At 57.9% G+C, this 23,741-nt stretch carries 21 protein-coding genes and 1 tRNA gene; 15 read left to right on the top strand and 7 right to left on the bottom strand.

All coding sequences use genetic code 11. The annotated features are described in order from the left end of the window. Positions 1-156 precede the first annotated feature (156 nt). Entirely contained in the window at positions 157-2,349 is a 2,193-nt protein-coding gene (locus AC0B60_RS02965) for a carboxy terminal-processing peptidase (RefSeq protein WP_465083859.1), read from the top strand. 6 nt (positions 2,350-2,355) lie between these two features. Here the strand turns inward: AC0B60_RS02965 and mtnA are convergent, their stop codons facing one another. Further along, positions 2,356-3,420 carry an S-methyl-5-thioribose-1-phosphate isomerase gene (gene mtnA, locus AC0B60_RS02960; RefSeq protein ID WP_465083857.1) on the bottom strand — a complete coding sequence of 355 codons (1,065 nt, stop codon included), beginning with the start codon at positions 3,418-3,420 and terminating at the stop codon, positions 2,356-2,358. Positions 3,421-3,580: 160 nt separating this feature from the next. Between mtnA and AC0B60_RS02955 the strand changes: the two genes are divergently transcribed. The 8 genes from AC0B60_RS02955 (at position 3,581) to rdgC (ending at position 9,451) form a co-directional block, all read left to right on the top strand. After that, complete coding sequence (locus AC0B60_RS02955) at positions 3,581-4,921, top strand: TRZ/ATZ family hydrolase (protein ID WP_465083856.1); 1,341 nt, start codon at positions 3,581-3,583, stop codon at positions 4,919-4,921. Positions 4,922-4,955: 34 nt separating this feature from the next. Beyond that, entirely contained in the window at positions 4,956-5,684 is a 729-nt protein-coding gene (gene ubiG, locus AC0B60_RS02950) for a bifunctional 2-polyprenyl-6-hydroxyphenol methylase/3-demethylubiquinol 3-O-methyltransferase UbiG (RefSeq protein ID WP_465083854.1), read from the top strand. Positions 5,685-5,707: 23 nt separating this feature from the next. Then, the gene (locus AC0B60_RS02945; protein ID WP_465083941.1) at positions 5,708-6,367 is read left to right on the top strand and encodes an HAD-IA family hydrolase; all 660 of its coding nucleotides are present in this window, start codon (positions 5,708-5,710) and stop codon (positions 6,365-6,367) included. Between the two features lie 46 nt (positions 6,368-6,413). Next, the gene (locus tag AC0B60_RS02940; RefSeq protein ID WP_465083853.1) at positions 6,414-7,163 is read left to right on the top strand and encodes a YciK family oxidoreductase; all 750 of its coding nucleotides are present in this window, start codon (positions 6,414-6,416) and stop codon (positions 7,161-7,163) included. Continuing rightward, positions 7,163-7,396 (top strand): glutaredoxin family protein, encoded by a 234-nt coding sequence (locus tag AC0B60_RS02935; RefSeq protein WP_465083852.1) that lies wholly within the window; start codon positions 7,163-7,165, stop codon positions 7,394-7,396. Before AC0B60_RS02940 ends, AC0B60_RS02935 begins: the two co-directional genes overlap by 1 nt. 12 nt (positions 7,397-7,408) lie before the next feature. Next, entirely contained in the window at positions 7,409-8,179 is a 771-nt protein-coding gene (yaaA, locus tag AC0B60_RS02930) for a peroxide stress protein YaaA (protein ID WP_465083851.1), read from the top strand. Positions 8,180-8,205: 26 nt separating this feature from the next. Then, positions 8,206-8,406, top strand: coding sequence for a DUF2788 domain-containing protein (locus AC0B60_RS02925; protein ID WP_199480788.1), 201 nt, complete (start codon positions 8,206-8,208; stop codon positions 8,404-8,406). 115 nt (positions 8,407-8,521) lie between these two features. Continuing rightward, positions 8,522-9,451, top strand: coding sequence for a recombination-associated protein RdgC (gene rdgC / locus AC0B60_RS02920; RefSeq protein WP_465083850.1), 930 nt, complete (start codon positions 8,522-8,524; stop codon positions 9,449-9,451). A gap of 10 nt (positions 9,452-9,461) precedes the next feature. On the opposite strand, the gene AC0B60_RS02915 is transcribed toward rdgC, so the two are convergent. Then, positions 9,462-12,206, bottom strand: a complete 2,745-nt coding sequence (locus AC0B60_RS02915; protein ID WP_465083848.1) for a bifunctional acetate--CoA ligase family protein/GNAT family N-acetyltransferase — start codon at positions 12,204-12,206, stop codon at positions 9,462-9,464. Positions 12,207-12,378: 172 nt separating this feature from the next. On the opposite strand from AC0B60_RS02915, the gene AC0B60_RS02910 reads away from it, so the two are divergent. Next, entirely contained in the window at positions 12,379-13,305 is a 927-nt protein-coding gene (locus AC0B60_RS02910) for a histone deacetylase family protein (protein ID WP_465083846.1), read from the top strand. Positions 13,306-13,322: 17 nt separating this feature from the next. Here the strand turns inward: AC0B60_RS02910 and AC0B60_RS02905 are convergent, their stop codons facing one another. Beyond that, the gene (locus AC0B60_RS02905) at positions 13,323-14,255 is read right to left on the bottom strand and encodes a flagellar protein MotY (protein ID WP_465083845.1); all 933 of its coding nucleotides are present in this window, start codon (positions 14,253-14,255) and stop codon (positions 13,323-13,325) included. A 153-nt stretch (positions 14,256-14,408) separates the two neighbouring features. Between AC0B60_RS02905 and pyrC the strand changes: the two genes are divergently transcribed. Both pyrC and rnt read left to right on the top strand, forming a co-directional pair. Beyond that, positions 14,409-15,440 carry a dihydroorotase gene (gene pyrC / locus AC0B60_RS02900; RefSeq protein WP_465083844.1) on the top strand — a complete coding sequence of 344 codons (1,032 nt, stop codon included), beginning with the start codon at positions 14,409-14,411 and terminating at the stop codon, positions 15,438-15,440. Positions 15,441-15,553: 113 nt separating this feature from the next. Continuing rightward, the gene (gene rnt / locus AC0B60_RS02895) at positions 15,554-16,189 is read left to right on the top strand and encodes a ribonuclease T (protein WP_465083940.1); all 636 of its coding nucleotides are present in this window, start codon (positions 15,554-15,556) and stop codon (positions 16,187-16,189) included. A 57-nt stretch (positions 16,190-16,246) separates the two neighbouring features. Here rnt and AC0B60_RS02890 read toward each other — a convergent pair whose 3' ends face one another. Further along, positions 16,247-18,232, bottom strand: a complete 1,986-nt coding sequence (locus AC0B60_RS02890) for an SDR family oxidoreductase (protein WP_465083843.1) — start codon at positions 18,230-18,232, stop codon at positions 16,247-16,249. Positions 18,233-18,631: 399 nt separating this feature from the next. Between AC0B60_RS02890 and AC0B60_RS02885 the strand changes: the two genes are divergently transcribed. Together AC0B60_RS02885 and AC0B60_RS02880 are read left to right on the top strand one after the other, a co-directional pair. Continuing rightward, complete coding sequence (locus AC0B60_RS02885) at positions 18,632-18,931, top strand: hypothetical protein (protein ID WP_465083842.1); 300 nt, start codon at positions 18,632-18,634, stop codon at positions 18,929-18,931. Positions 18,932-18,955: 24 nt separating this feature from the next. Beyond that, on the top strand, positions 18,956-21,808 hold the full coding sequence (locus AC0B60_RS02880) for an insulinase family protein (protein ID WP_465083841.1): 2,853 nt from the start codon (positions 18,956-18,958) through the stop codon (positions 21,806-21,808). A gap of 7 nt (positions 21,809-21,815) precedes the next feature. Here AC0B60_RS02880 and AC0B60_RS02875 read toward each other — a convergent pair whose 3' ends face one another. From AC0B60_RS02875 to AC0B60_RS02865, 3 genes are read right to left on the bottom strand one after another with little or no spacing between them, the layout of a single operon-like run. Beyond that, positions 21,816-22,454, bottom strand: a complete 639-nt coding sequence (locus tag AC0B60_RS02875; RefSeq protein WP_465083840.1) for a TIGR04282 family arsenosugar biosynthesis glycosyltransferase — start codon at positions 22,452-22,454, stop codon at positions 21,816-21,818. Then, on the bottom strand, positions 22,438-23,175 hold the full coding sequence (locus AC0B60_RS02870) for a TIGR04283 family arsenosugar biosynthesis glycosyltransferase (RefSeq protein ID WP_465083839.1): 738 nt from the start codon (positions 23,173-23,175) through the stop codon (positions 22,438-22,440). Before AC0B60_RS02870 ends, AC0B60_RS02875 begins: the two co-directional genes overlap by 17 nt. Before the next feature lie 25 nt (positions 23,176-23,200). After that, the gene (locus AC0B60_RS02865; RefSeq protein WP_465083838.1) at positions 23,201-23,569 is read right to left on the bottom strand and encodes a DUF488 domain-containing protein; all 369 of its coding nucleotides are present in this window, start codon (positions 23,567-23,569) and stop codon (positions 23,201-23,203) included. Positions 23,570-23,656: 87 nt separating this feature from the next. Here AC0B60_RS02865 and AC0B60_RS02860 point away from each other — a divergent pair. Beyond that, positions 23,657-23,733 (top strand) — tRNA-Arg (locus AC0B60_RS02860). Positions 23,734-23,741 lie beyond the last annotated feature (8 nt).

The following is a 23,741-nucleotide window of genomic DNA, read 5'->3' as shown; positions in this document are numbered from 1 at the left end:
CCCCGCTATGGCAACCGGTTCTGTGCTTGCCTACAATAAAACCATGAGCCAATCCAGCGATACCCAGCAAGCGCTTAAGCAACTGCCAGCGGCCGCTCATCAAGGGCCCCTCTCCGCAGCGCCCGGTATCGTCCACACCGTCAGGTAACTAAGCTTATGAGCATCGCGGAACGATTTGTCACCCGATACAGCACGACCATGGGTGGGATTATGCCCGGCAAAAAAACCTTTGCCCTGGCTCTCACGCTCGCACTCTCTGTGCCTGTATCGGCCAAGCTGGACACCGACAAGGTCTACCAGCCGGTGTCTCCAACGGTGGAGCAGGCCCGCGCCAACATATTGATTGCCCGTCAGCTGCAGTTTACCCACTTCCGCGATATGAGTATTAATGACTCACTGTCCGGCGATGTGTTTGATGCCTACCTTGACTACCTGGATGGCCAGCGCGTTTACCTGACGCAGAAAGACATCGACAAATTCAGTGCAATTCGGCTTGGGCTCGGCTCGGCGCTCAAAACCGGTCAACTGCAACCAGGCTTCGATATTTACAACCTGGTTCAGCAACGCATCATTGAGCGCCTCGAGTTCGCTCTCGACCTGATCGACAACGGTATCGACAAGCTCGACTTCAGTGCCGACGAACGTATCCTGCTGGATCGATCCGACGCCGATTGGGCCGCCGACAGGGAAGCACTGGATGACCTTTGGGTAAAAAGGATCAAGAACGCGGTCCTGGCCCAACGCCTCAACGATTCCGATGACGAGTCCATCAAGGAGGCGCTGCGCCGGCGCTATGAAGGCCAGTTGAAGCGCGCCTACCAGGCACGTAGCGAGGACGCGTTCCAAGCCTACATGAACGCCTTCGCGGGCATGTGGGACCCACATACCTCCTACTTTTCACCGCGCACATCCGAGAACTTCAACATCAATATGAGCTTGTCCCTCGAGGGCATCGGCGCAGTGCTGCAATCAGACAACGAATACACCAAGGTGGTGCGCCTGGTGCCGGGTGGGCCTGCCTCAAAGCAGGGCCAGCTTGAGCCGGCAGACCGCATCGTGTCGGTCAAACAGGACGACGAGGAAAAACCCGTCAACGTCATCGGCTGGCGCCTCGACGAGGTTGTGGACCTGATTCGCGGCCCCCGCGAATCCACGGTGACCCTGGAAGTCATCCCCGCCGACGCCCCGGATGAAACCGTCACTGAAACCATCGCCATTGAGCGGGACAAAGTGAAGCTGGAGGAACAAAGTGCCAGCAAGGAAGTCATCGAATTTGAAAGGAATAACGACACCTATAGCATTGGCGTGATCAACATCCCCACCTTCTACGCCGACTTCAAGGCGATGCAGGATGGCGACCCCAACTATAAAAGCACCACCCGGGATGTTCGCAAATTGATCGACGAGCTGAAGGCGGACGGCGTCGACGGCGTGGTGATGGACCTCCGCAACAACGGCGGTGGCGCACTCCATGAAGCCAACGACCTGGTCGGCCTGTTCATCGAAGAAGGCCCCACGGTACAGATTCGCAACTCCAACAACGACGTACAGGTACTCAACGACGAGGACCCATCCGTTGCCTATGATGGGCCGCTAGTGGTGCTGGTCAACCGAATGAGTGCCTCCGCATCGGAAATTTTTGCCGGTGCCATCCAGGATTATGGCCGGGGCCTTGTGGTTGGCTCCCAGACCTTCGGAAAAGGCACGGTACAGGCCGTTCGCCCGCTGAATCACGGCCAGCTGAAAATCACCCAAAGCAAGTTCTACCGGGTGTCCGGCGGCTCAACCCAGCACAAAGGCGTGATCCCGGATATTGAGATCCCGTCCCGCGTGGACAAGACCCGTATCGGGGAAGATGCACTGGACCACGCCCTGCCCTGGGACCAGATCGAAGCGGTACCCCATGCGCGCTACTTCGATTTCAGCGGTGTTATCGATGAACTCCGGAAGCGCCACGACACTCGCTTTGAAGAGAACCCGGAATTCAGTCTGCTACAGAAAGAAATTGAGTTCCTGAAGCAACAACGTGAACAGGAATACGTCAGCCTGAACCTCGAAAAGCGCAAGGAATATCAGTCACAGATCGAGAGCACCCGATTGACCATCGCCAATGCACGCCGTGCAATACACGGTGAAGACGCATTCGAAAATCTGGACGAGCTGGATGACTGGCAGGATGAGCAGGCGGCGGAACCGGACAGCGCAGACGACGAACTGGATTTCATTATCCGTGAAGGCGGTAACATCATGGCGGATATGCTTGAGCTGGATCAGCACATGGCGTCCATACTGATCCCGAAGCAGATCACCGCCCAGGCGGACACACTGAGCGGCAAGTCAGGCCAGTAAAGGGACTCAGCTAAACAATCCCGCCATGCCGGTCAGGTTCGGCGTGCTGACGACGCCCTTCTCAGTGACGATGACGTCGATCAGACTGGCCGGCGTCACGTCGAACACGGGGTTGAATGCCTTCACGCCAGCAGGGGCGACCTGAACGCCCCGAACCTGCCTGAGCTCTTCCCCGTCGCGCTCTTCAATCGGGATGTCCTTGCCCGACGCGAGGGCCATATCTACCGTACTGGACGGTGCCACAACCATAAAACCAACTTTATGATGCCGGGCCAGGACCGCCAGGCTATAGGTACCGATTTTGTTGGCCACATCACCATTGGCCGTAATTCGGTCCGCGCCAACAATCACCCAACGCACATGACCCGCCGCAAGTATCGATGCAGCCGCCCCATCCGCATTGAGCGTCACCGGAATCCCATCCCTTGCCAGCTCCCAAGCGGTTAATCGGCTGCCCTGCAGCCAAGGCCGGGTCTCATCGGCAAACACATCCTTTAACAGCTTTTTCTCATGCAGCCGCCGGATCACTCCCAGTGCGGTCCCGTAGCCGCCGGTGGCAAGCGCCCCGGTATTGCAGTGGGTCAGAACCGAAAACGGTTTGCTGGCATCCATTTGAGCCAGTGCGTAATCCGCCATCGCCAGATTGGCGGACAGGTCGTCCTTGTGAATTTGAACCGCCGTTTCGGCAAGGCGCTTTACCGCTTCGTCCAGGGAATGACACTCTGAGAACACCTGTTCCATTTTCTGCAGCGCCCAGAACAGGTTCACCGCCGTTGGCCGGGAAGCTGCCAGCTCGCGGATGGCCTGCTTGATCTCAGCTTTCCAGTCACCGCCACCAGCATGCCGGGCCGCAAGGGCAACACCGTACGCTGCGCTGATTCCAATCGCTGGCGCCCCACGCACCACCATATCCCGGATACTCTGGGCCACACCGGCGGAGCCCTCCAGCGTAATCCAGTGTTCCTGGTCCGGCAGCAGCCGCTGATCCAGTAATTCGAGGCTTCCTCCATGCCAGCGAATGGCGACGGTTCCGATAGCACGGTTGCCAGATGAAACAGGGGCGCGACTCATTCATTAACTCCTGAGGGATTACAAAACAGCAGTATACCTGTGTTAATACGGTAAACTCAGCCCCCAGGGTAGTTCTCAACCGGGCCGGTCGCTATACTTTCGGGCTACATTTCCAGACAGCGTGGCCCCGTTCCAGGCTGTACGTACAAAGGTAAGGTTAATGACGGCAGATACCATTACCGCCGCGGATATTCGCATCAACGCACGCTGGCTGATTCCCATCGAACCCGCCGATCTGGTTCTGGAATACCAGGCTGTTCTCGTCCAGGGCGACAGGATTGCCGCTGTCGTATCGCAGGACGAGGCGGATGCCCGCTTCCGTGCCAAGGAAGTGATCGACCTTCCCAGCCATGTGGTGCTGCCCGGCCTCATCAATATGCATGGCCACGCTGCCATGTCACTGTTCCGTGGCATGGCCGACGATTTACCCCTGATGACCTGGCTTAATGACCACATCTGGCCTGCCGAAGGCGCGTTCGTCAGCGAAGCGTTCATTGCCGACGGCACCCAGCTTGCCATGGCGGAAATGCTGCGCACCGGCACTACCACGTTTTCCGACATGTACTTCTTTCCGGAAATCGTTGCCCAGCTTGCGCACGACGCCGGCATGCGCGCACAGATCTGCTTTCCGCTGCTGGACTTCCCCACACCCTGGGGGAGCGGGCCGGATGAATACCTGTCCAAAGGCGAAGCGTTCATAAAACAGTGGCAGGACAACGCCTTCATCATGCCGGCCATTGGCCCCCATGCGCCCTACACCGTATCCGACGAGCCACTGAGAAAAGCCGTAGCGCTATCGGAGGCGACGGGTGCCCCGATCCAGACTCACCTGCATGAAACCGCCTTCGAAGTTGCGGACGCCATGGAAAAGTCCGGCAAGCGCCCTACTGCCCGCCTGGCGGAGCTGAAAGTACTCGGGACCAACACCCAGTGCGTGCACATGACGCAGATTGATGAGTCAGACATAGCGCTGCTCCAGGCGACCGGTGCCCACGTTATCCACTGCCCGGAATCCAACCTGAAACTGGCCAGCGGCCTGAGCCCGGTGCAAACATTCCGCAAGGCCGGCGTCAATGTCGCCATTGGCACGGATGGCGCGGCCAGTAACAATGACCTGGACCTGTTCGGCGAGCTTAACACCGCCGCCATGCTGGCCAAGGTGGTCGCAGACGACGCCTCGGCACTGTCCGCCCACGAGGCACTGGCTATGGCGACCATCCAGGGAGCCAGGGCTCTTGGGCGCGATCATGAGCTGGGATCGTTGGCCGCTGGCAAACTGGCGGACATTATCGCCGTGGATCTTGGCGACCCGTTCCTGCAGCCGGTGTATGATCCCGCCTCTCATCTGGTGTACAGCAACCATGGCCGCCAGGTAAGCCATAGCTGGATCAACGGCGTACCCCAGGTGCAGGAAGGCAAGCTCACCCGCATTGACGTCCCGGACCTGATGCTACGCGTCCAGGGCTGGGCCGACCGTATTCGCGAACAGCAAACCAGTTGACGCTCACACTCTCAGCGACCAGGCAGAACGGCACATGAGTAACCACAACGTAGACCAGAAAGAAATCGCCAAGTTCGAGGCACTGGCCAGCCGCTGGTGGGACCCCACCAGCGAATTCCGGCCCCTGCACGACATCAACCCCCTGCGACTCAATTACATCGATGAACGTGCGCCCCTGGCCGGCAAGCGGGCGCTGGATGTCGGTTGCGGTGGTGGCCTGCTCTCCGAGGGCATGGCACTGCGCGGTGCCCATGTCACCGGCATTGATATGGGAGAAGCACCGCTATCCGTCGCCAGACTCCATGGTATGGAAAGCGGCATTGAGGTGGACTACCGCCAGATCACCGTGGAAGAACTGGCGCAAGACCCGGAACACGCAGGCCAGTACGATGTGGTGACCTGCCTGGAAATGCTTGAGCATGTGCCCGACCCGGCGTCGGTGATCAGCGCCTGCGCCACCATGCTCAAACCGGGCGGGCATCTGTTCGTGTCTACCATCAACCGCAATCCAAAATCCTTCCTGTTCGCCATCGTCGGTGCGGAATATATGCTCCGCCTGCTGCCCAAGGGTACCCACGAGTGGCGCAAGTTCATCCGGCCGTCCGAGATGTCCGACCATCTCCGCCACGCTGGCCTGGACATCCGCGACCTGACCGGCATGACCTATAATCCGATTACCAAAGCCTACCGCCTGGGGCGGGATGTGGACGTGAACTACATGATGCACGCCATGGACACACGAGAGGACAGTACGCCGTCGTGAGCGCCACACCCCCAGAGTCAGCCATGCCAGCAAACCCGTCGACCGTCCTGTTTGACCTGGACGGTACGTTGATCGATACCGCACCGGACTTTATTCGTTGCCTGAACGAACTGCGGCTCTCACACGGTTTACCAGGCCTGCCCGCACCGCATATCCGGCGCTCTGTCTCCAACGGGGCCCGGGCCATGATCAAGATTGGCTTCGGGCTCGACCCGGACCATCCTGACTACCTGGAGAAGCACACTGCCTTTCTCGACCTCTACGAGGCCGGCGTCGCCGTAGAAACCACTCTGTTTGAGGGCATGGACAACCTCTTGAAAAGCCTCGAAGCACGAGGTATCCCCTGGGGCATTGTCACCAACAAGCCGGTTCGCTTCGCCGTTCCGTTGGTGGAAGCCCTGGGACTTGCAAACCGCTGTGCAGCGGTGATCTGCCCCGACCATGTCACCCACCGTAAGCCGCATCCAGAAGCTCTGTTTCTCGCCTGTAAAGAAGTGGGTGTCGAACCGACAGCGGGCGTTTACGTAGGCGACCATGAGCGCGATATCGAAGCCGGGCGCAACGCCGGAATGACAACCATTGCAGTTCGTTACGGTTATATCGAGCAGCCGGAAACCGTTGATCTGTGGCAAGCCGACCTTATTGCGGACACCGTCAGCGACCTGGCAAAACTGTTACAATAGCGCCGATGGCAGCATCATTTTCGTACTTCCCAAATGGAGACTCAGAATGCAGGACTATCAAGCACCGGCTGATTTACTGAAGGAACGCATCATCATGGTGACCGGTGCCGGCAGCGGGATAGGAAGGGCTGCAGCAAAGGCCTATGCGGCTCACGGCGCCACCGTCATTCTCGTCGGCCGCACCGTCTCCAAACTGGAATCCGTCTACGATGAGATCGAAGCGGCGGGTCATCCCAAACCAGCCATCGTACCGCTGAATTTCGAAGGCGCCGCGGTGAAAGAGTATGAAGAGCTGGCCATGACCATTGAAGACAACTTCGACCGTATCGACGGCCTTCTCCACAACGCCGCCATTCTCGGCACTCGCAGCCCGATTGAACTGTACGATCCGGAAATCTGGAACAAGGTCATGCATGTCAATGCCACCGCGCCCTTCCTGCTGAGCCGGGCGATGATTCCATTACTGCGCAAATCTGACGATGCCTCGGTGATTTTCACGGCCTCCGGTGTCGGGCGTCGGGCCAAGCCCTACTGGGGTGCCTACGCGGTCTCCAAATTCGCCATCGAAGGCCTGAGCCAGATGCTGTCGGAGGAACTGGATGACGACCGCCACAATGTCCGCGTGAACAGTCTTAATCCCGGTGCCACCCGTACCAATATGAGAGCCACCGCGTACCCCGCTGAAAATCCGGACCAGAATCCGGCGCCGGAGGAACTGATGCCGGTGTACCTGTACCTGATGGGAAAGGACAGCCACGACGTGAATGGCCAGCAGATAGACGCACAGCCGAAGTAATGGAACTGATTTTCTACACTACGTCACAGTGCCATCTGTGCGAACTGGCGGAAGCCCTGTTGGTCAGCACGCCCATGCCAGAACCGGTTCCCGTGGACGCCGTGGATATTGCCCAGTCCGACCAGCTGGTTGAACGCTACGGCACCCGGATTCCAGTGTTGCGCCGCAACGATACCGGTGAGGAACTGGACTGGCCGTTCACCAGCGACCAGTTAATGAATTTTCTTCGATGAGGACAGCCCAACATGTTGATGGTGATATCCCCCGCCAAGACACTGGACTATGAAAGCCCGCTGGCGACCCAAAAGACAACCCAGCCGGACTTTCTCGACGATGCCTGTGAACTGATAGACCAGCTTAAAGACCTGGAACCCCATGACATCAGTAACCTGATGGGGATCAGCGACAAGCTCGGTCAGCTCAATGCTGAACGCTTTCGCATTTGGCACACCCCCTTCACACCGGATAACGCCCGCCAGGCGGTGCTTGCCTTCAAGGGTGATGTTTACACCGGCCTGGATGCGGAAAGCTTCAGTGAGAAAGAATTCGAGATTGCCCAGAAGCGGCTTAGAATTCTGTCCGGCCTCTACGGTGTGCTCAAGCCGCTGGACCTGATGCAACCCTATCGTCTGGAGATGGGTACCAAGTTCGAAAATCGCCGGGGCAAGGATCTGTACGCTTTCTGGGGCAGCAAGGTAACCGATGAGATTAACCGCTTGTTGAAGGCTGATGACGGCGTGCTGGTAAACCTGGCCTCTAACGAATACTTCAAGAGCGTTCGCAAAAAGGATCTTGAAGGCCGTCTGGTTACACCGCAGTTCAAGGACTGGAAAAACGGCCAATACAAGATGATCAGTTTTTACGCCAAAAAGGCCCGGGGCCTGATGTGTCGCTACGCCATCCAGAACAACATCACCCAGGCCAGTGACCTGAAAGGCTTTGACCTGGAAGGTTACCGGTTCAGCGAAGAGCAGTCCGATGCGGACAGCTGGGTATTCCTACGGGATAAGCCGTAAACCGTTCACTGAATCCGGAGACATTAATGAGTGAAGCCGTTTTTTCCCAGCTCGCCATGCTGGTCTTTCTCACTGGCCTGATCGTCTGGATGGGATTCATCGTGTGGGATCTGGCCAAAAAGTCCCAGGCCGGGCGGTTTGGCACCATCATTTTGTTCACCATACTCGGTGCTGGCGTGGTGGGGTTCATCATCAAGACCGTGATGGTGGAGATTATGAAGCTCTAGCGGCCCAAGATGAGGTTTTCAGCATTGTCACTTTACGGCCACGGACCCGTGGCCGTATCATCCCCACCCTTTTCAGACTCTCACCATCATCGAATAACCAACAAGGACCCGGACCATGTGGTTTCGTAATGCCCGCGTATTCCGTTTTACCAAGCCATTCGAAATAACCGCCGAAGCCCTGGAAGAAAAACTCCAGGAAGACGCCTTCAAGCCCTGTGGTCCCCAGGAAACCTCACGCCAGGGCTGGGTATCGCCCATGGGTAAGCACAGCGATCTGCTGGTTCATAGCGCCGGCGGCTATCACCTTATTGCCCTGCGCAAAGAGGAGAAACTGCTGCCCGCCTCCGTCATCAAGGAGCTTGTAGACGAGAAGGCTGAGATGATTGAAGCGGAACAGCACCGAAAGGTGCGGCGTAAGGAAAAGGACGAATTGAAAGAAGAAGTGATGCTGGAAATGCTGCCCAGGGCATTTTCCAAGAACCGTCGCTGCTACGCGTATCTTGCACCGGCAGACGGTGTACTCGTGGTTGACGCAGGCTCCTCCAAACAGGCGGAAGATCTCGCCTCAACGCTTCGCAAAAGCCTGGGTTCCCTGCCCGTTCGCCCGCCAGCCGTGGAGCAGGCACCCGCCTTCACCTTCACCGGCTGGTTGAACGAGTCCATCGACCTACCCGCGAGCATCGAGCTGGGTAATGAGTGCGAGCTGAAAGATACCTCCGAAGACGGTGGCGTGGTGCGCTGCAAAGGCCTGGATCTTCAGGGCGATGAAATCCGCAGTCATCTGGACGCCGGCATGCAAGTCACCAAGCTGTCTGTTACCTGGGACGACAGCCTGTCATTCGTGCTGGACGAGGAACTGGGCATCCGTCGCCTGAAATTCGGCGACACCCTTCAGGAAAAGCTGGACGATGTGGATGCAGATGATGCCGCAGCGCGCTTCGACGCGGCATTTTCGCTGATGACTCTGGAACTGGCCAGGCTGATTCCCGGCCTTCTGGAAGCCCTGGGCGGCGAAGACCGTTCCGCCATTGTGGAAGAAAGCTGAACCCAAAAACTCAGTGGGACGTCTGTTCCAGACGCTCCCGCTGCCAGTCTTTCTCCGGCTCATTCAGCACCAGGGTGAGGTCCATCACTTCCTCTTCCGAGTTGTAGTGGATCTCGAAGCCCAAATGCTCGGCCAGTTGCAGCATGGGGCGATTGTCCGGTAACACATCACCCACCATCTCCACCGTGCCCTTGGCACGGCAATAGTCGATCATCTTCTGCATCAGGGCCACACCCAGTCCTTCGCCTTTCATCCTGTCATGCACCATCACCGCGAACTCACAGCGCAGGTTGTCGGCATCGGTCCAGGTTCGCACCGTTCCCAGGGTCTCTTCCCCCTCGCCGTCCTCCCTTGGCGCGTTGGCAATAAAGACCATTTCCCGGTCGTAGTCGATTTGCACCATCTGGGCCACGTCTTCACGGGAGAAGTGCTTGCGGTACTGGAAAAAACGGTAACGGATGGACTCCGGAGACTGAAGCTCATGGAACGCACGATGAGCTGGTTCGTCTTCCGCTAGCACCGGGCGAATGATCACACGGCGCCCGGACTTCGGCAGCACGATCCACTCCTCCAGCTCCCTGGGGTACGGCTGGATAATCGGCCGCCCCGGCTTATCCGCCAGGTCGATCGCCACGTTCACTGCAACCGTGCCCTGATCGTTGAACAACAGTGGTGAGATCTCCAGCCCGCGAATCTCAGGAATATCGATCACAATCTGGGACAGGGTCACCAGGGTTTCCGAAACAGCGCGAATATCCTCCTCGGGCTTCAGGCTATGTTCTTTCAGCAACTTGTACATGTAGGTGCGCCGCAATAGCTCCCTGGCCAGCACCATATTCAACGGTGGCAACGCAATCTGCCGATCCGTCATTACGTTGATATGCGCCCCGGAAGCGCCGCAAACCACCAACGGCCCAAATAACTTATCCCGGGTGATCCCCACACTGAATTCGATGCCACCAACATGCTGGTAAGAGCGCTGCACCGCAAACCCCAGAAATCCGCTGTCAGGGTAATGTTTCTGGTATTCGTCCATCAGGAAGCGACAGGAATCCATAATCGCCCCCTCGCTATTCAGTTTCTGAACCGTGCCCTTGTAACGACGCTGTCCCGGACTGAGCTCCACGAGTGGATGACAGGCCTGTTCATGGATCAGCGTGATGTCCACAGGACGACGCTCGACGGCGAAGACTTCCAGCACTTCCTCCATATCGTCGCAATACATGGTCTCTACGGCGTTAATGCCGTAATTCCGGATCACGTCGCGGGCCTCCTGATTGGACAGATGCGCCCGACCGGAGCGAATGGCATTCACTACGATACGCCGTGTTTGGGTGTGGTCGGCCAGGTGGTCGGTAAAAGACTCCGGCGTTTCCGTCAGCAGCCGCTGCACACGCTGGTGTCGCACATGCTGCATGAACGCCATAACGGCCTTCTCGGGGTTGAAGAACGAGGGTACGCCCGCCCGATAAAACTCATCGCGGGCATCCAGCACCGTACTTTGCCCCAGCCAGCAGGTGAACACATTAAGACGCGTACCCTTGACCGCCTGTACCACAGCATCGGCAATCCGCAGGCTGTCCTCAGTCAGGCTGGGAGCGTACATCACCAGAACGTTGGCCACTTCAGGGTCTTTGGCAAGAATTTTGATGGCTTGAGCGTAGAGCTCCGGCGAGGCGGCATAACCGAGGTCTATCGGGTTCTTTCGGGTCCAGTACGGTGGCAGAAGTTCCGCCAGCGAATCAATCGACTTGCCTGACAGCTTCGCCAGCTCACCACCCAGATATGCCAACCGGTCCACCGCCAGCACTCCCGGCCCGACACCGTTGGCCATAATAGCCAGGGTTTCGCGCCTCAGGGGCCTCATTCGCGTCAGAGTTTCCAGCGCATCGAACATCTGCCCCAATCCATCCACACGCAGCACACCGGCACGCTGGAGCATGGCATCGTATATGGGATCACTCTGTGTCAGCCCTGCAGGCAGCTCGTGAGGGAACCACTCGGACTCCGGCACACGGCCACTTTTCACTGCAATCACCGGCTTGGTGCGGGAGGCCACACGTACGGCGGACATAAAGCGGCGGGGGTTGGGGATGTTCTCAATGTGCAGCAATATTGCGCGGGTCTGGCTGTCCTGTGCCAGATAGTCGATCAGGTCGTCATGGTCGATATCCATCCCATCGCCCAGTGTCAGGAAGTAGGAAAAACCCACACCCCGGGCGAACGCCCAATCAATGACCGAACTGGCGATGGTGCCGGATTGGCCCACAAACGCCACCTTTCCGGGAATAGCCCCCATATGCGCATACGTGGCATTCAAGCTGCGAGCTGGCACCATCAACCCGATGGTATTAGGGCCAAGTACCCGGATACCGGTTTCCCGGGCAGCATCGCGGACCGAATACATCAGGGGCTGGCCGGTTTTGCTGTGGCTTCTGGACATGCCTCCAGTCATCACAATGGCCGTACGAACGCCTGCCTCCCCCAATCGCTTGATCATCTTCGGCACAGTATCCGGGGGTGTACAGATAATCGCCAGGTCGGGGCTGAATCCCATGCGGGATACCTTTTTGACGCAGGACACACCATGGACGTTGTCGTAATCGTTCTGGTTGACCACCATCAACTGACCGGGATAACCACCCCCCAACAGGTTTCGAAGCACCATGCCGCCCAGATTATCTGCCCGTTCCGAGGCGCCGATAACCACAATAGAGGAAGGGTTGAAAAGGCTTTCCAGATAACGGGTGCTCAAACTTCACTCCTTGATTCGGGTCGACCGGGCGTGCGTACACCTTATCTTAGGCGCTTGCCTGGCGATGTAAAACGGCTATCGCCGCTATAAGACCAAAGAAACGCAGAAAGCCCACTCTATCCCTGATAATATTGGACAAAATACAAGCACGGCCAGAGCGTTCGGAACCAGTATGACAACGGGATTTTTCTCTCACGACGACTGCATGAAACACAATATGGGCGCGGAGCACCCTGAGTGCCCGGAGCGACTTGCAGCCATCACCAGTTACCTGGCCGACACCGGCCTGGGGCAAGACCTCGACTGGGTGCGGCCCGACGAAGCCACTCGGGACCAGTTACTGACCGTGCACCCCGAACGCTACCTGAACCAACTTGATCTGATGCAACCCACCAGGGGACGGGTGTATACCGACCCCGACACTGCCATGATGCCTGACACCCTGAGAGCCGCCCGCCTCGCCGCTGGCGCCAGTATTGAAGCGGTCGATATGGTGCTCAGTAGCCAGCTTACCAACGCGTTTGTGTGCGCCAGGCCACCAGGGCACCATGCCGAACGCAGTAAATCCATGGGTTTCTGCTTCTACAACAACATCGCGCTGGCCGCTATGCGGGCCCTGAACTTTCACCAGTTGGAGCGGGTAGCGATCATTGATTTCGATGTTCACCAGGGCAACGGCACGGTGGACATCGTGGGCGGCGATGAACGCATCCTGATGTGTTCCAGTTTCCAGCACCCGTTCTACCCGCATTCCCACGTGCATCGTCAGGCCGAAAATATCATCAATACGCCCATCCAGGCAGGCTCGCCAGCGAACGAATACCGAAAGATCGTGGAAGCGGCGTGGCTGAAACGGCTACAGGACTTCCGCCCGCAACTGGTGCTGATCTCCGCCGGCTTTGACGGCCACCTGCTGGACCCAATGGCGGAGCTAAATCTGGAAGTATCGGATTACCGTTGGTTGACGGAAATGATCACCAGCGTGGCTCGCGACCATGCCAACGACCGTGTTATCTCAACCCTGGAGGGCGGCTATCATTTGAGGGCGCTGGCAGAGAGTGTCAACGCTCACCTCGAGGTACTCAACGCCATCCACTGAAAATACCGCGCGCAACGTCAGGTATTTGGTGTTGCGGCCTCATAGCCATTGGCTTGTTGCAGGTCCGGCCGCTCGCCTTCCCGCTGAAGGCGAATCGTCGTGCGCCGGTTGTCCGCCGGGCGGCGTGATACCGGGTACTGGTCCGCGTGAGCTCTAGTCGTTACGGAATCTGCATCGATGCCCTGCCCTATCAGGTAGTCCGCTACCGCATTGGCCCTCTCTTCCGACAACGCACGATTGTCGATCCGGCTGCCGCTGCTGTCGGTATGGCCATCCACGAACACTCTCTCCACCGTGGAATCCGCCTGGACGTAAATCACAATGTTGTCGAGGAACCGCCGGTCAGCGTCGGACAGGCTGGTGCTGCCCGACGCAAAAGAAATGCGGGAACGCTTGATCTGATCGTAGTTCACCGGCAACAGACCGGCAGTACAGTTGCGATAACCGGAGAACTGGCCCGCAAAGTTAATGTTGGACACTTTCACTCGAACCGGGTTGCCGTCGTACCAGGATTCGCGCGTAACCGTTGGGTCCATCCCCTCCAGCAAGCTTTGGACAAGCACCATGGCCAGACGAGATTCAAGCATCACCGGTCGACGACTGTCGTCCACATTTACCCGACCAAGGGGACGTGGGGCGATTCCCGGGCGCCAGGATGGCGCTTCCATCACCAACTGAGCCTGACCTGGACGCATGAGCGGCGTTTCCGACTCCAGGAAAAAGGACAGCGACTCACCCGCCTTATGGCGGAATACGGCACGACCGTAGCCCGGGACCTGGTGCACCAGAGTGCACTCGAACACGGACTCCGACAGGTACCACTGGCTGTTCTCGATACCTGCGCCAAAGGTGGCGGCCTGCGCCGCGACAGAGCCTGCCATCAGTACACCAATCGCACTGGAAATCACTGCACCACGCAGGAAGGCGAAAATTCGTGCCATACCATCCATCCGTCAGAAAAGATTCACTACTCTTGTAACGGCTGAATCTGGCCTTTCTTTAGGGCACCCGCCAAAACAATCGCTGTCGGCTTCTGATATAATTTCGCCAGAATTTTCCAGGGGTTCACGTTTGACCGGCCCCAGCACATCCCGGAACCGTAAATGACCGAACAACTGATCATCACCCGTCCTGACGACTGGCACCTCCACGTACGGGACGGCGACATTCTCCAGGACGTAGTACCCGCTACCGCCCGCTGCTTTGGCCGCGCCATCATCATGCCGAACCTGGCGCCACCGGTGACGGAGGCTGAACAGGCCATGGCCTACCGCAGCAGGATACTGGCCGCTGCCGGCGACACCGACTTTGACCCGCTGATGACGCTCTACCTCACGGAAGCCACTACGCCTGAGCAAGTCAGGGAAGCCAAGTCCGCGGGCGTGGTTGCCGCCAAACTGTATCCAGCCGGCGCCACCACCAACTCCGCATCCGGTGTGACCGACATCCGCAACATCTATCCGGTGCTGGAGGCCATGAGTGATTGCGGCATGCTGTTGCTGGTCCACGGCGAAGTCACCGACGCGGACATCGACATCTTCGACCGGGAGAAGATCTTCCTCAAGCGCGTACTGGCGCCCACCATGGAAGCGTTTCCGGATTTGCGGGTGGTGCTGGAGCACATCACCACCGCCGATTCGGCCGAATTCGTACGTGACCATGACGGAAACAACCTGGGTGCCACCATCACGCCGCAACACCTGATGTACAATCGTAACCACATGCTGGTCGGCGGCATTCGCCCTCACCTGTATTGCCTGCCCATCCTCAAGCGCAACCGACACCAACAGGCGTTACGGGATGCGGTGGTCAGCGGTGACCCTCGTTTCTTCCTGGGAACGGACTCGGCGCCGCACTCAAAAGACAAAAAGGAAACCGCCTGTGGCTGCGCAGGCTGCTACTCCGCATACAGTGCCATGCCCCTGTATGCGGAAATTTTCGAGGACCTGGGCGTACTGGACAAACTGGAAGCCTTTGCCAGCTTCAATGGCGCTGACTTCTATGGCCTGCCCAGAAACAGCGATACCATCACGCTGGTGAAAGAATCCTGGGATATGCCCGACGAACTGCCTCTGGCTGACGGTACCATTGTCCCTTTGAAGGCAGGAGAAAGCCTGAGATGGCGGCTTGCCTGAACACCACTCCGACCAACCGATCCTTATCATCAATCGTTCCTTTACCAGGCCTGTGACCCTGGCCAGACGCTCCGGGAGTTTAAGTGACTGAAGAACATAAAGAACCGCATCCCATGTCCCGCCGCTTCCGTGGTTTCCTGCCGGTTGTGGTGGATGTGGAAACCGGTGGTTTCAATCCTGAGAAGGATGCCCTACTGGAAATTGCTGCGGTCATACTGACAATGGACGACGACGGCTGGTTGAAACGGGCTGAAACCCACGTGCAGCAGATCGACCCATTCGAAGGCGCCAACCTGGAACAATCTGCGCTGGACTTCACCGGTATCGACCCGTGGAACCCGGAGCGGGAAGCCGTTCCGGAGCGTGAGGGTATGAGCGAGGTTTTCGGGCCCATCCGCAAGGCGGTCAAAGCCCACGATTGCAAACGAGCCGTGCTCGTTGGCCACAACGCGACCTTTGACCACAACTTTGTGTTCGCCGCTGCCCTGCGTTCGGACATCCGCCGCAACCCGTTTCACCCGTTTTCCACCTTCGACACGGCAACGCTGGCTGGTCTGGCCTACGGCCATACCGTCTTGGCCCAGGCCTGCAAGCTGGCAGGCATTCCATTCAGCAACAAGGAAGCGCACTCGGCTGCCTATGATGCTGAGAAAACCGCCGATCTGTTCTGTGGCATCGTCAATCGCTGGCGCGAAATCGGTGGTTTTCCACCGCCACCGGTACCAGACGACACTGAACAGGCGCCTTGATAGACAACCACAAAAAACCCCGCTCGAAGCGGGGTTTTCTGGTCTTCAGGGGCAATGTTACCAGTAGATACCCCGCATGATCGCAGCAAAGGCCACCTGCTCGGAGGAGACTTTTGGCTTCTCGCCGGAACGGCTGCCGGCAGCGGCCGGAGAATCCGGGAACATGCGGTAACCGGTGTTCATCACGATCTCACCCATCTTCGGCGCCAGCGCTTGCATGACCTGAGCGAAAATCCCCAGACGCGTGGCGATGCGCTTGGGACGATACACGATGGCGTCAGCCACCATTTCCGCCGCCTCGTCCGGCGTCAGCGTGGGCACCGAGTCATAGATTTTGGTGGGCGCGATCATCGGCGTTTTCACCAGCGGCATGTTAATGGTGGTGAAGGTCACGTTGCGGTCCGACCATTCCGCTGCCGCACAACGGCTGAATGTATCCAGCGCTGATTTGGACGCGACGTAGGCCGAGAAACGGGGCGCGTTGGTCAACACACCGATGGACGAAATATTGACCACGTGGCCGCGACGACGTTCCAGCATAGCCGGTGCAAAGCCCATGATCAGGCGAACGGAGCCGAAGTAGTTCAGCTGCATGGTACGCTCGAAATCGTGAAAGCGGTCGAACGACAGCGCCAGTGAGCGACGAATGGAACGGCCAGCATTGTTGACCAGCACGTCCACATGGCCGTGATTGTCCAGCACCGTTTTTACGAAGCGGTCACAGTCATCCATGTCGGCGAAATCACACTGATAGGCATGAACATTGCCCCCACGGGCTTCCAGTGCCGCAGCCACTTCCATCAGGCGTTCTTTCTTACGCGCGCCAATCACCAGGACGGCACCGGCATCCGCCAGCTTTTCGGCCGTCGCCAGGCCGATACCAGAAGTCCCACCGGTGATCACACAGACCTTTCCTTCCACCGTGCCACGCAGAGTGCGATCCTTGAACAGGTCGGGGTCCAGGTTGCGCTCCCAGAAGTCCCACAGCACCGCAGCGTAGCTTTCCAGGCGCGGCACTTCGATGCCGGTATCCTTAAGGACCCGCTCCGTCTCGCGGGCGTCAAACCGCGTGGGGTAATTGATGAACGACAACACAGAGGGTGGAATACCCATGTCGTCAAGCAATGCCGTTGTCAGGCGTTTAACGGGCGGCAGATTCTTCAGGCTCTGGCGGATAAACGGTGGTACAAACCCGAACATGCGGGAATCGATCCGCATCGCCATACGGGGTGCATGACCAGCTTCGGAGAAGATATTGAGAATCTCTCCCACTTTGTAGGGGTCAGAATCCACAAGGTGGAAGCAGTTACCGTCCTCGCCTTCAAGGTGCGCGATGTGGTCCATGGCGTTCACCACAAAATCCACCGGTACAACGTTCAGGCGTCCACCCTCGATGCCAATCGTCGGCACCCACTGGGGCAGTGCGTGGCGGATTTTCTGGATCATCTTGAAGAAGTAATAGGGCCCATCGACCTTGTCCATCTCCCCGGTCTTTGAGTGGCCAACCACCATACCCGGACGGTAAATCCGGAACGGAACGGTGCAGCTCTCGCGAACCACCTTTTCAGACTCGTGCTTGGTCAGCAGGTAGGGATGGTCGAGCTTTTCAGCTTCCTCGAACATGTCCTCGCGGAACGTGCCCTTGAACAGGCCAGCCGCCGCGATGGAGGAAACATGATGGAAGCAGCCGGCTTCCATGGCCGCTGCCGCATTGACGGCACTGTGGGTGCCCTCAATGTTGGTGGCCTGCTGGGACTTTTCGTCCGCCCCCATGTCGTATACCGCAGCAAGATGGAAGAAATGGTCAATGTTACCCTTGAGCGATTTCATCGTCTTGGCGTCGATGCCCAGATTCGGGCTGGTAAGGTCGCCGATCACTGCTTTCACCCTGGACTCGTCCGCGCCCCAGCGCTCCCTGAGCTGGTCCAGTTTGCCCTGTGATTGCTCGCGCACCAGTACATGCACTGTGCCACCGCGAGCCAGCAGTTTTTCAACGAGAAAACGGCCGATAAATCCGGTGCCACCCGTCAGAAAGTAATTCATTGATAGTCCACCCTGCTTGTTGCTCAGTTGTTGTCTTTTTCCTTTGTTGCCATCAGCCATATTAGACCAAAGTCTTATATGGCTGATGCACGCCGGCATTGTACTTAATTGCAACACTCATGTATCGAACTTTTTTAGAGCAATTGCTCTGTAAACTCTTGTTTTAGTTAGAGTGTTTACTCTAGTTCATGCATGCAATACACGCCGGAACCTGCTCGGTTAACCGACACGCTGAAATTGAGACTAGCACAAGGTGGGCAGGCTGCCCGCAAATCCCTACCATTACCGGAAGGAAATGAAACCTGACGGTTGCAGTGACATAATCGGAACCATCAACGGCAGTTTCTGTCTCTACACTTTCTACACTTTCTACACTTCCCGCACTTCGGAACCCGGAACATGAACAAAGACGACCCCAACGCTGAACGCTACATTGCCATTGCACGTGCCTGCTTGAAGGCCATCAACGACACAGCTGCCGACGCCGGCAGCCGGGAACAGAAAATCCAGGCGGTGTATCAGGCCATTGACCACGCCTTCCAGGCCGAATTCGCGGATTATCGCCAGTCCGTCGCGGTGATGGGGACGGTTCTTGAGCGCATTGCCTCGGGCCAACTCGATGCGGATGCTGCCGCCAGCCTGGCGAAGAAAACCCTGGATCAACAACCGGAAAGCACCCGTAACGCACTGATTCACTAACGTTTCAACGCAAAGAGAGACTGTATGCACCCTGGCATCCCTGGATTTGCCCAAGGTTTCCTTGGCCTGAAGCAAGGATTTCTTCTGGCGCTGATAGTAGTCTTCAGTTCGGTTGCCCTCGCGGGCCAATCGCCCATAAAGAGCCCGAACGACGACAACCTTTACCGTTATGTGCAATTGGACAACCAGCTTCGGGTGCTACTGATTTCCGCGCCGGGCTCCGACAAAGCCGCAGCATCCATGAACGTCGCCGTCGGCAGTGGCGATGACCCTGCCAACCGCGAAGGCCTTTCTCACTTCCTTGAACACATGCTGTTCCTGGGCACGGAAAAGTACCCCGACCCTGGCGAGTACCAGCAGTTCATCAAAAGCCATGGTGGCAGCCACAACGCGTTTACCGCGTTTCAGGACACCAACTACTTCTTTGACGTACAAGCCGAGCACCTGAAAGATGCCCTGGATCGCTTCGCCGAGCAATTTTCAGCACCGCTGTTCACACCGGAACTGGTGGATCGCGAACGCCGCGCCGTACACTCAGAGTACAGCGCGAAACAGAAAGACGACAGCCGCCGCTTCTACTCCGTCAAAAAGGCCGTCAGCAATCCTGACCATGCTTTTCACCAGTTTGCCGTGGGTAACCTGACCACCCTGGAGAACACCGAAGAGCGACCTCTACGCCCGGACCTGATCGACTTCTGGAAAACCCATTATTCGGCCAACCTGATGGCACTCGCCGTCTACGGCCCGCAATCGCTGGACCAGCTCGAAGCCATGGTACGGGGTCGCTTCGATCGCATCGAAAACCGCAACCTGAATGCAAAGGTTCACAGCGAGCCGCTATTCAGCCCGGACACCCTGCCCGCCCGGGTGCACGCCGATGCGCTGAAGGATATCCGCAACCTGACGCTGACCTTCCCCATTCCGTCCCAGGAAGACCATTACCGCGACAAGCCAGCCAACTACGTCGCCAGCCTGTTAGGCCACGAAGGCCCGGGCAGCCTGTTTGATGTGCTGAAAAAGGCCGGCCTGGTGGAAAGCCTGTCAGCTGGTAACGGCATGGATACCGGCCAGGAGGCCACCCTGGAACTGAACATGGCGCTGACGCCGGAAGGCCTTGAAAAGCAGGAAAACATCCTCGAACTGACCTTTGCCTACATCGACAAGGTACGCGAGGAAGGCATCTCCCGGACCCGCTTCGAAGAGATGAAACAACTGGCTCAGATCGATTTCCGGTTCCGGGAAAAAAGCCAGCCCGTGCAGGAAGTGATGCACCTGTCCATGCAGATGCGGCACGTGGCGCCGGAAGACGTCCTGCAAGCGCCGTGGATGATGGAGAGCTACGCACCTGATCAGTATCGGAGCATTCTGGACCGTCTTACCACGGATAACGTGCTGGTATCCGTCCTGGAAACAGAGCCCAACCTTGAGAACCCCAACCTGACCCAGTGGTACGACGCCGCCTGGAAACTGAAGACGCTCAACACCCCGGACCTTCAGCCTCGGGACGACAACCGCATGGTGACAAGGCTGGCTCTGCCGCTCGAAAACCCCTTTATTCCCGAAGAACTCGGCATGATCGATGGCGCAACCATGGAGCAGCCCGTCGCCATGGGCACCATCAGCGGCATGGACGTCTGGTACGCCCGGGACACCCGGTTTGAAACCCCTAAGGCCAACGTGTACCTCAGCCTGCGAACCCCGGCGACACGGGCATCTGCCCGCAGCAATGTGTTGTCTTCATTGCTGGTGGATGCCATCAATACCAACGTGAACGCCTGGGCCTATCCCGCCCAGTTAGCGGGGCTGGATTACAGCATCTATCCTCACCTCCGGGGCATCACCATCCGCGTTGGCGGTTACAGCGACAAATTGCACACTCTGATGGCCCGTATCCTTACCCAAGTGGCGGACCCCACGCTCACCGAGCAGCGTTTTCGCATTGCGCGCCAGAACATGATTGATGGGCTTCAGAACAAGGCAAAGGAACGCCCGGCCCAGCAGACTTCGGGATTCATCCAGAGCCTGCTGATCGAAGGCGCCTGGAGCACGGAAGAGAAGCTCAAGGCCGCCAGGGACGTTACGCTGGATGAGCTCAAATCCTTTGCCGAAGCGTTTGTATCCCAGGTTGACCCAGTATTACTGGCCCATGGCAACATGACGCAAGCCTCTGCCCTTAACCTCACCCACCGTATCCGCGCCATGGTGCTGGACGACAGTGATCTGACAACGGTAGAACGCAGCCACGTTCGCGCCGTTCCGGACGGTGAAACCGTGTTGCCGATGGAAGTAGACCATCCGGACACCGGCTACACACTGTATGTTCAGGGCGATAACACTGGCTTTAAAGAGCGTGCCGTTTTCCGCCTGCTGGGCCAGATCATCAGCAGCCCGTTCTATGAAGAGCTGCGCACCAACCGCCAACTTGGTTATATCGTCTACGCCACTCCATTCGAAATGCTGGAGACGCCAGCGTTGGGCTTTGTGGTTCAGTCTCCGGGGGCCAGCGGCGACGAGATCGATCAGGCTGTGCGGGAATTTTCCAAAGCGTTCAAGGACACCCTGTCCAACCTCTCAGAGAAGGATCTGACACGCGAGAAACAGGCTGTGATCAGCAAATTGATGGAGCAGGATCGGCAATTGGGCGAAATTTCGGAACGTTACTGGCGGGAAATCGACCGGGGCGAGACCGATTTCAACTCCCGTGAGAAACTGGCGAACGCCATCAAAGACGTTACCCGGGAAGCCTTGGTCAACACCCTGCAAAAACAGGTCATTGAACGTAAACAGGCACTGCGGGTGTTCACTGCAGCAGAGGCCAAAGACCAACCCAACATGGTTGAACAGCTACTGCAACGAGGCGGTGTTCCAGACGCCTGACCGGCCTTCAACCTGAAGACTGGCCAATAAATCGGTGCCAGTCTTCAGGCTCGTCCACATCCCACTTTTGTGGCAGCAACCTGAACGACACATCCGCCTGCGCAAGACGGTCACAGGTTTGCGACAAAGCCCTGTCCGTCCCCCATGCCACGTCGGCCAGCATGCCAGGGATTACCCGGCGCGCACCAATAAGGACATAGCCTCCGTCCTCCGATGGCCCTAGCGCCACATCAACCTCATCCAGTGCCGCCACGGCCAGACGCACATACTCCGCATCCACCGACGGGCAATCGCTGCCCACGATCATCGCCTTACCAAACCCACGCAACGCCGATTCAAGCGCCCGCGACATGCGCTCTCCCAGTACATCACCTTCCTGCAGGGACTGCTCAACACCATGGACGTCAAGTCGCTCCAGAACCGGCGTGGCACCTTCCGGCGCATTCTTTAACGCCCGGTCCCACAGGAAGCGGACGGTATAACCACTGGCAACCAGATTGTCGAGCACCGCCAGGCTGAGCCTGACGTGCGCCGCCATCGCGCCATTGGCGCCGAGTTCCGGCATCAGACGGGTTTTCACCCTGCCCGCTTCCGGCCATTTGGAGAACTGCATAACCAACGCAGAAGCATCAGGACTTGCGGGCATTACGAACATCCGATTGATAGAAAGCGACAAGGGTTTCCGGCGAGTCGCCGCGCCAATAGCGCCAGCGCAACCGCCACATCAGCAGGATGGTACGCCAGGCGCCCTGCTGTTCCCAGCGACGACTGTCCGTAACCACAGGATCGGTAATGCGAAACGGTCGTGACACCAGTCTCAACCGGGAGGATAGCTCCACATCCTCCATCAGCGGAATCTCTTCAAATCCGCGCAAGGCCTCAAACACCGGCCGACGCACGAATAACGCCTGGTCACCCGTGGCGATGCCCGTCAGCCAGGAGCGTTGATTCATAAACCATGCAATCACCCGGAAGACCATACGCTGACCGCTGAGGCGTACATTGAATCGCCCCCATGCTTTGCGATTGAACTGGAATTGCTCCAGCGCCGCCAGAGCGGAATCCGGTAGGCGGGTGTCCGCATGCAGGAACAGCAAAACATCGCCATTGGCAGCCTGCGCTCCCGCGTTCATTTGCGCAGCCCGCCCGAGCTTCGACTGGATAACCCGATCACAATGCCCCTCCGCCAGCCTTACGGTGCCATCATCACTGCCACCGTCCACCACAATCACTTCATGGCCCGCCGCCCTGAGTGGCTGCAAATGATTCAAAGTGTCGCGAATAGCACCCGCTTCCTGCCATACCGGCACAATGCAACTCACGCGCAGCGGTGACGGTTCTGAAGATTGGTGTAATGCTGTCTTCAATGCGATTGGTATCCCCGGTGACTGACTAGGCTGGTAACTGCTTCGTTTCAATAAACTGTTTCAACGCTACCGCATTATTATGATCTGTATCTTTGGCCGCAAATACCAGCGTGATTCGATCGTGCTTATCAACATAGGAGGCCAGAGCATTCAGATCTGCATTATCGGCCGACGCCAGTTCCTGCAGATACTTTTCCAAAAACCCTTCCCATTTGGCTGGGTCGTGACCGAACCATTTTCGAAGCTCTGTGGAAGGCGCCAAACCTTTAAGCCACTCAGCCAGGTTAGCCTGCTCCTTGGCAACGCCCCTGGGCCACACACGATCGACCAACAGCCTTGGTCCGTCTGATCGAGCTGGCTCATCATAAGCTCGCTTCAGTCGAATTTCTGCCATTGCGTTCTCCTTCTATTCCGGAAGTAATCCCGCAGGCCCTTGAGACACTTCACCGAGCCCGCTATCATACCCGCCTTCTGACGATTAGCCCCCGTAGCTCATCTGGATAGAGCGTCCCCCTCCTAAGGGGAAGGTAGCAGGTTCGAGTCCTGCCGGGGGTACCAGCCATCCT

The organism is Marinobacter sp. V34, from assembly GCF_055524115.1.
The sequence above is the reverse complement of the archived record's forward strand: the minus strand, read 5'-3'. Positions and strand labels throughout refer to the sequence as shown.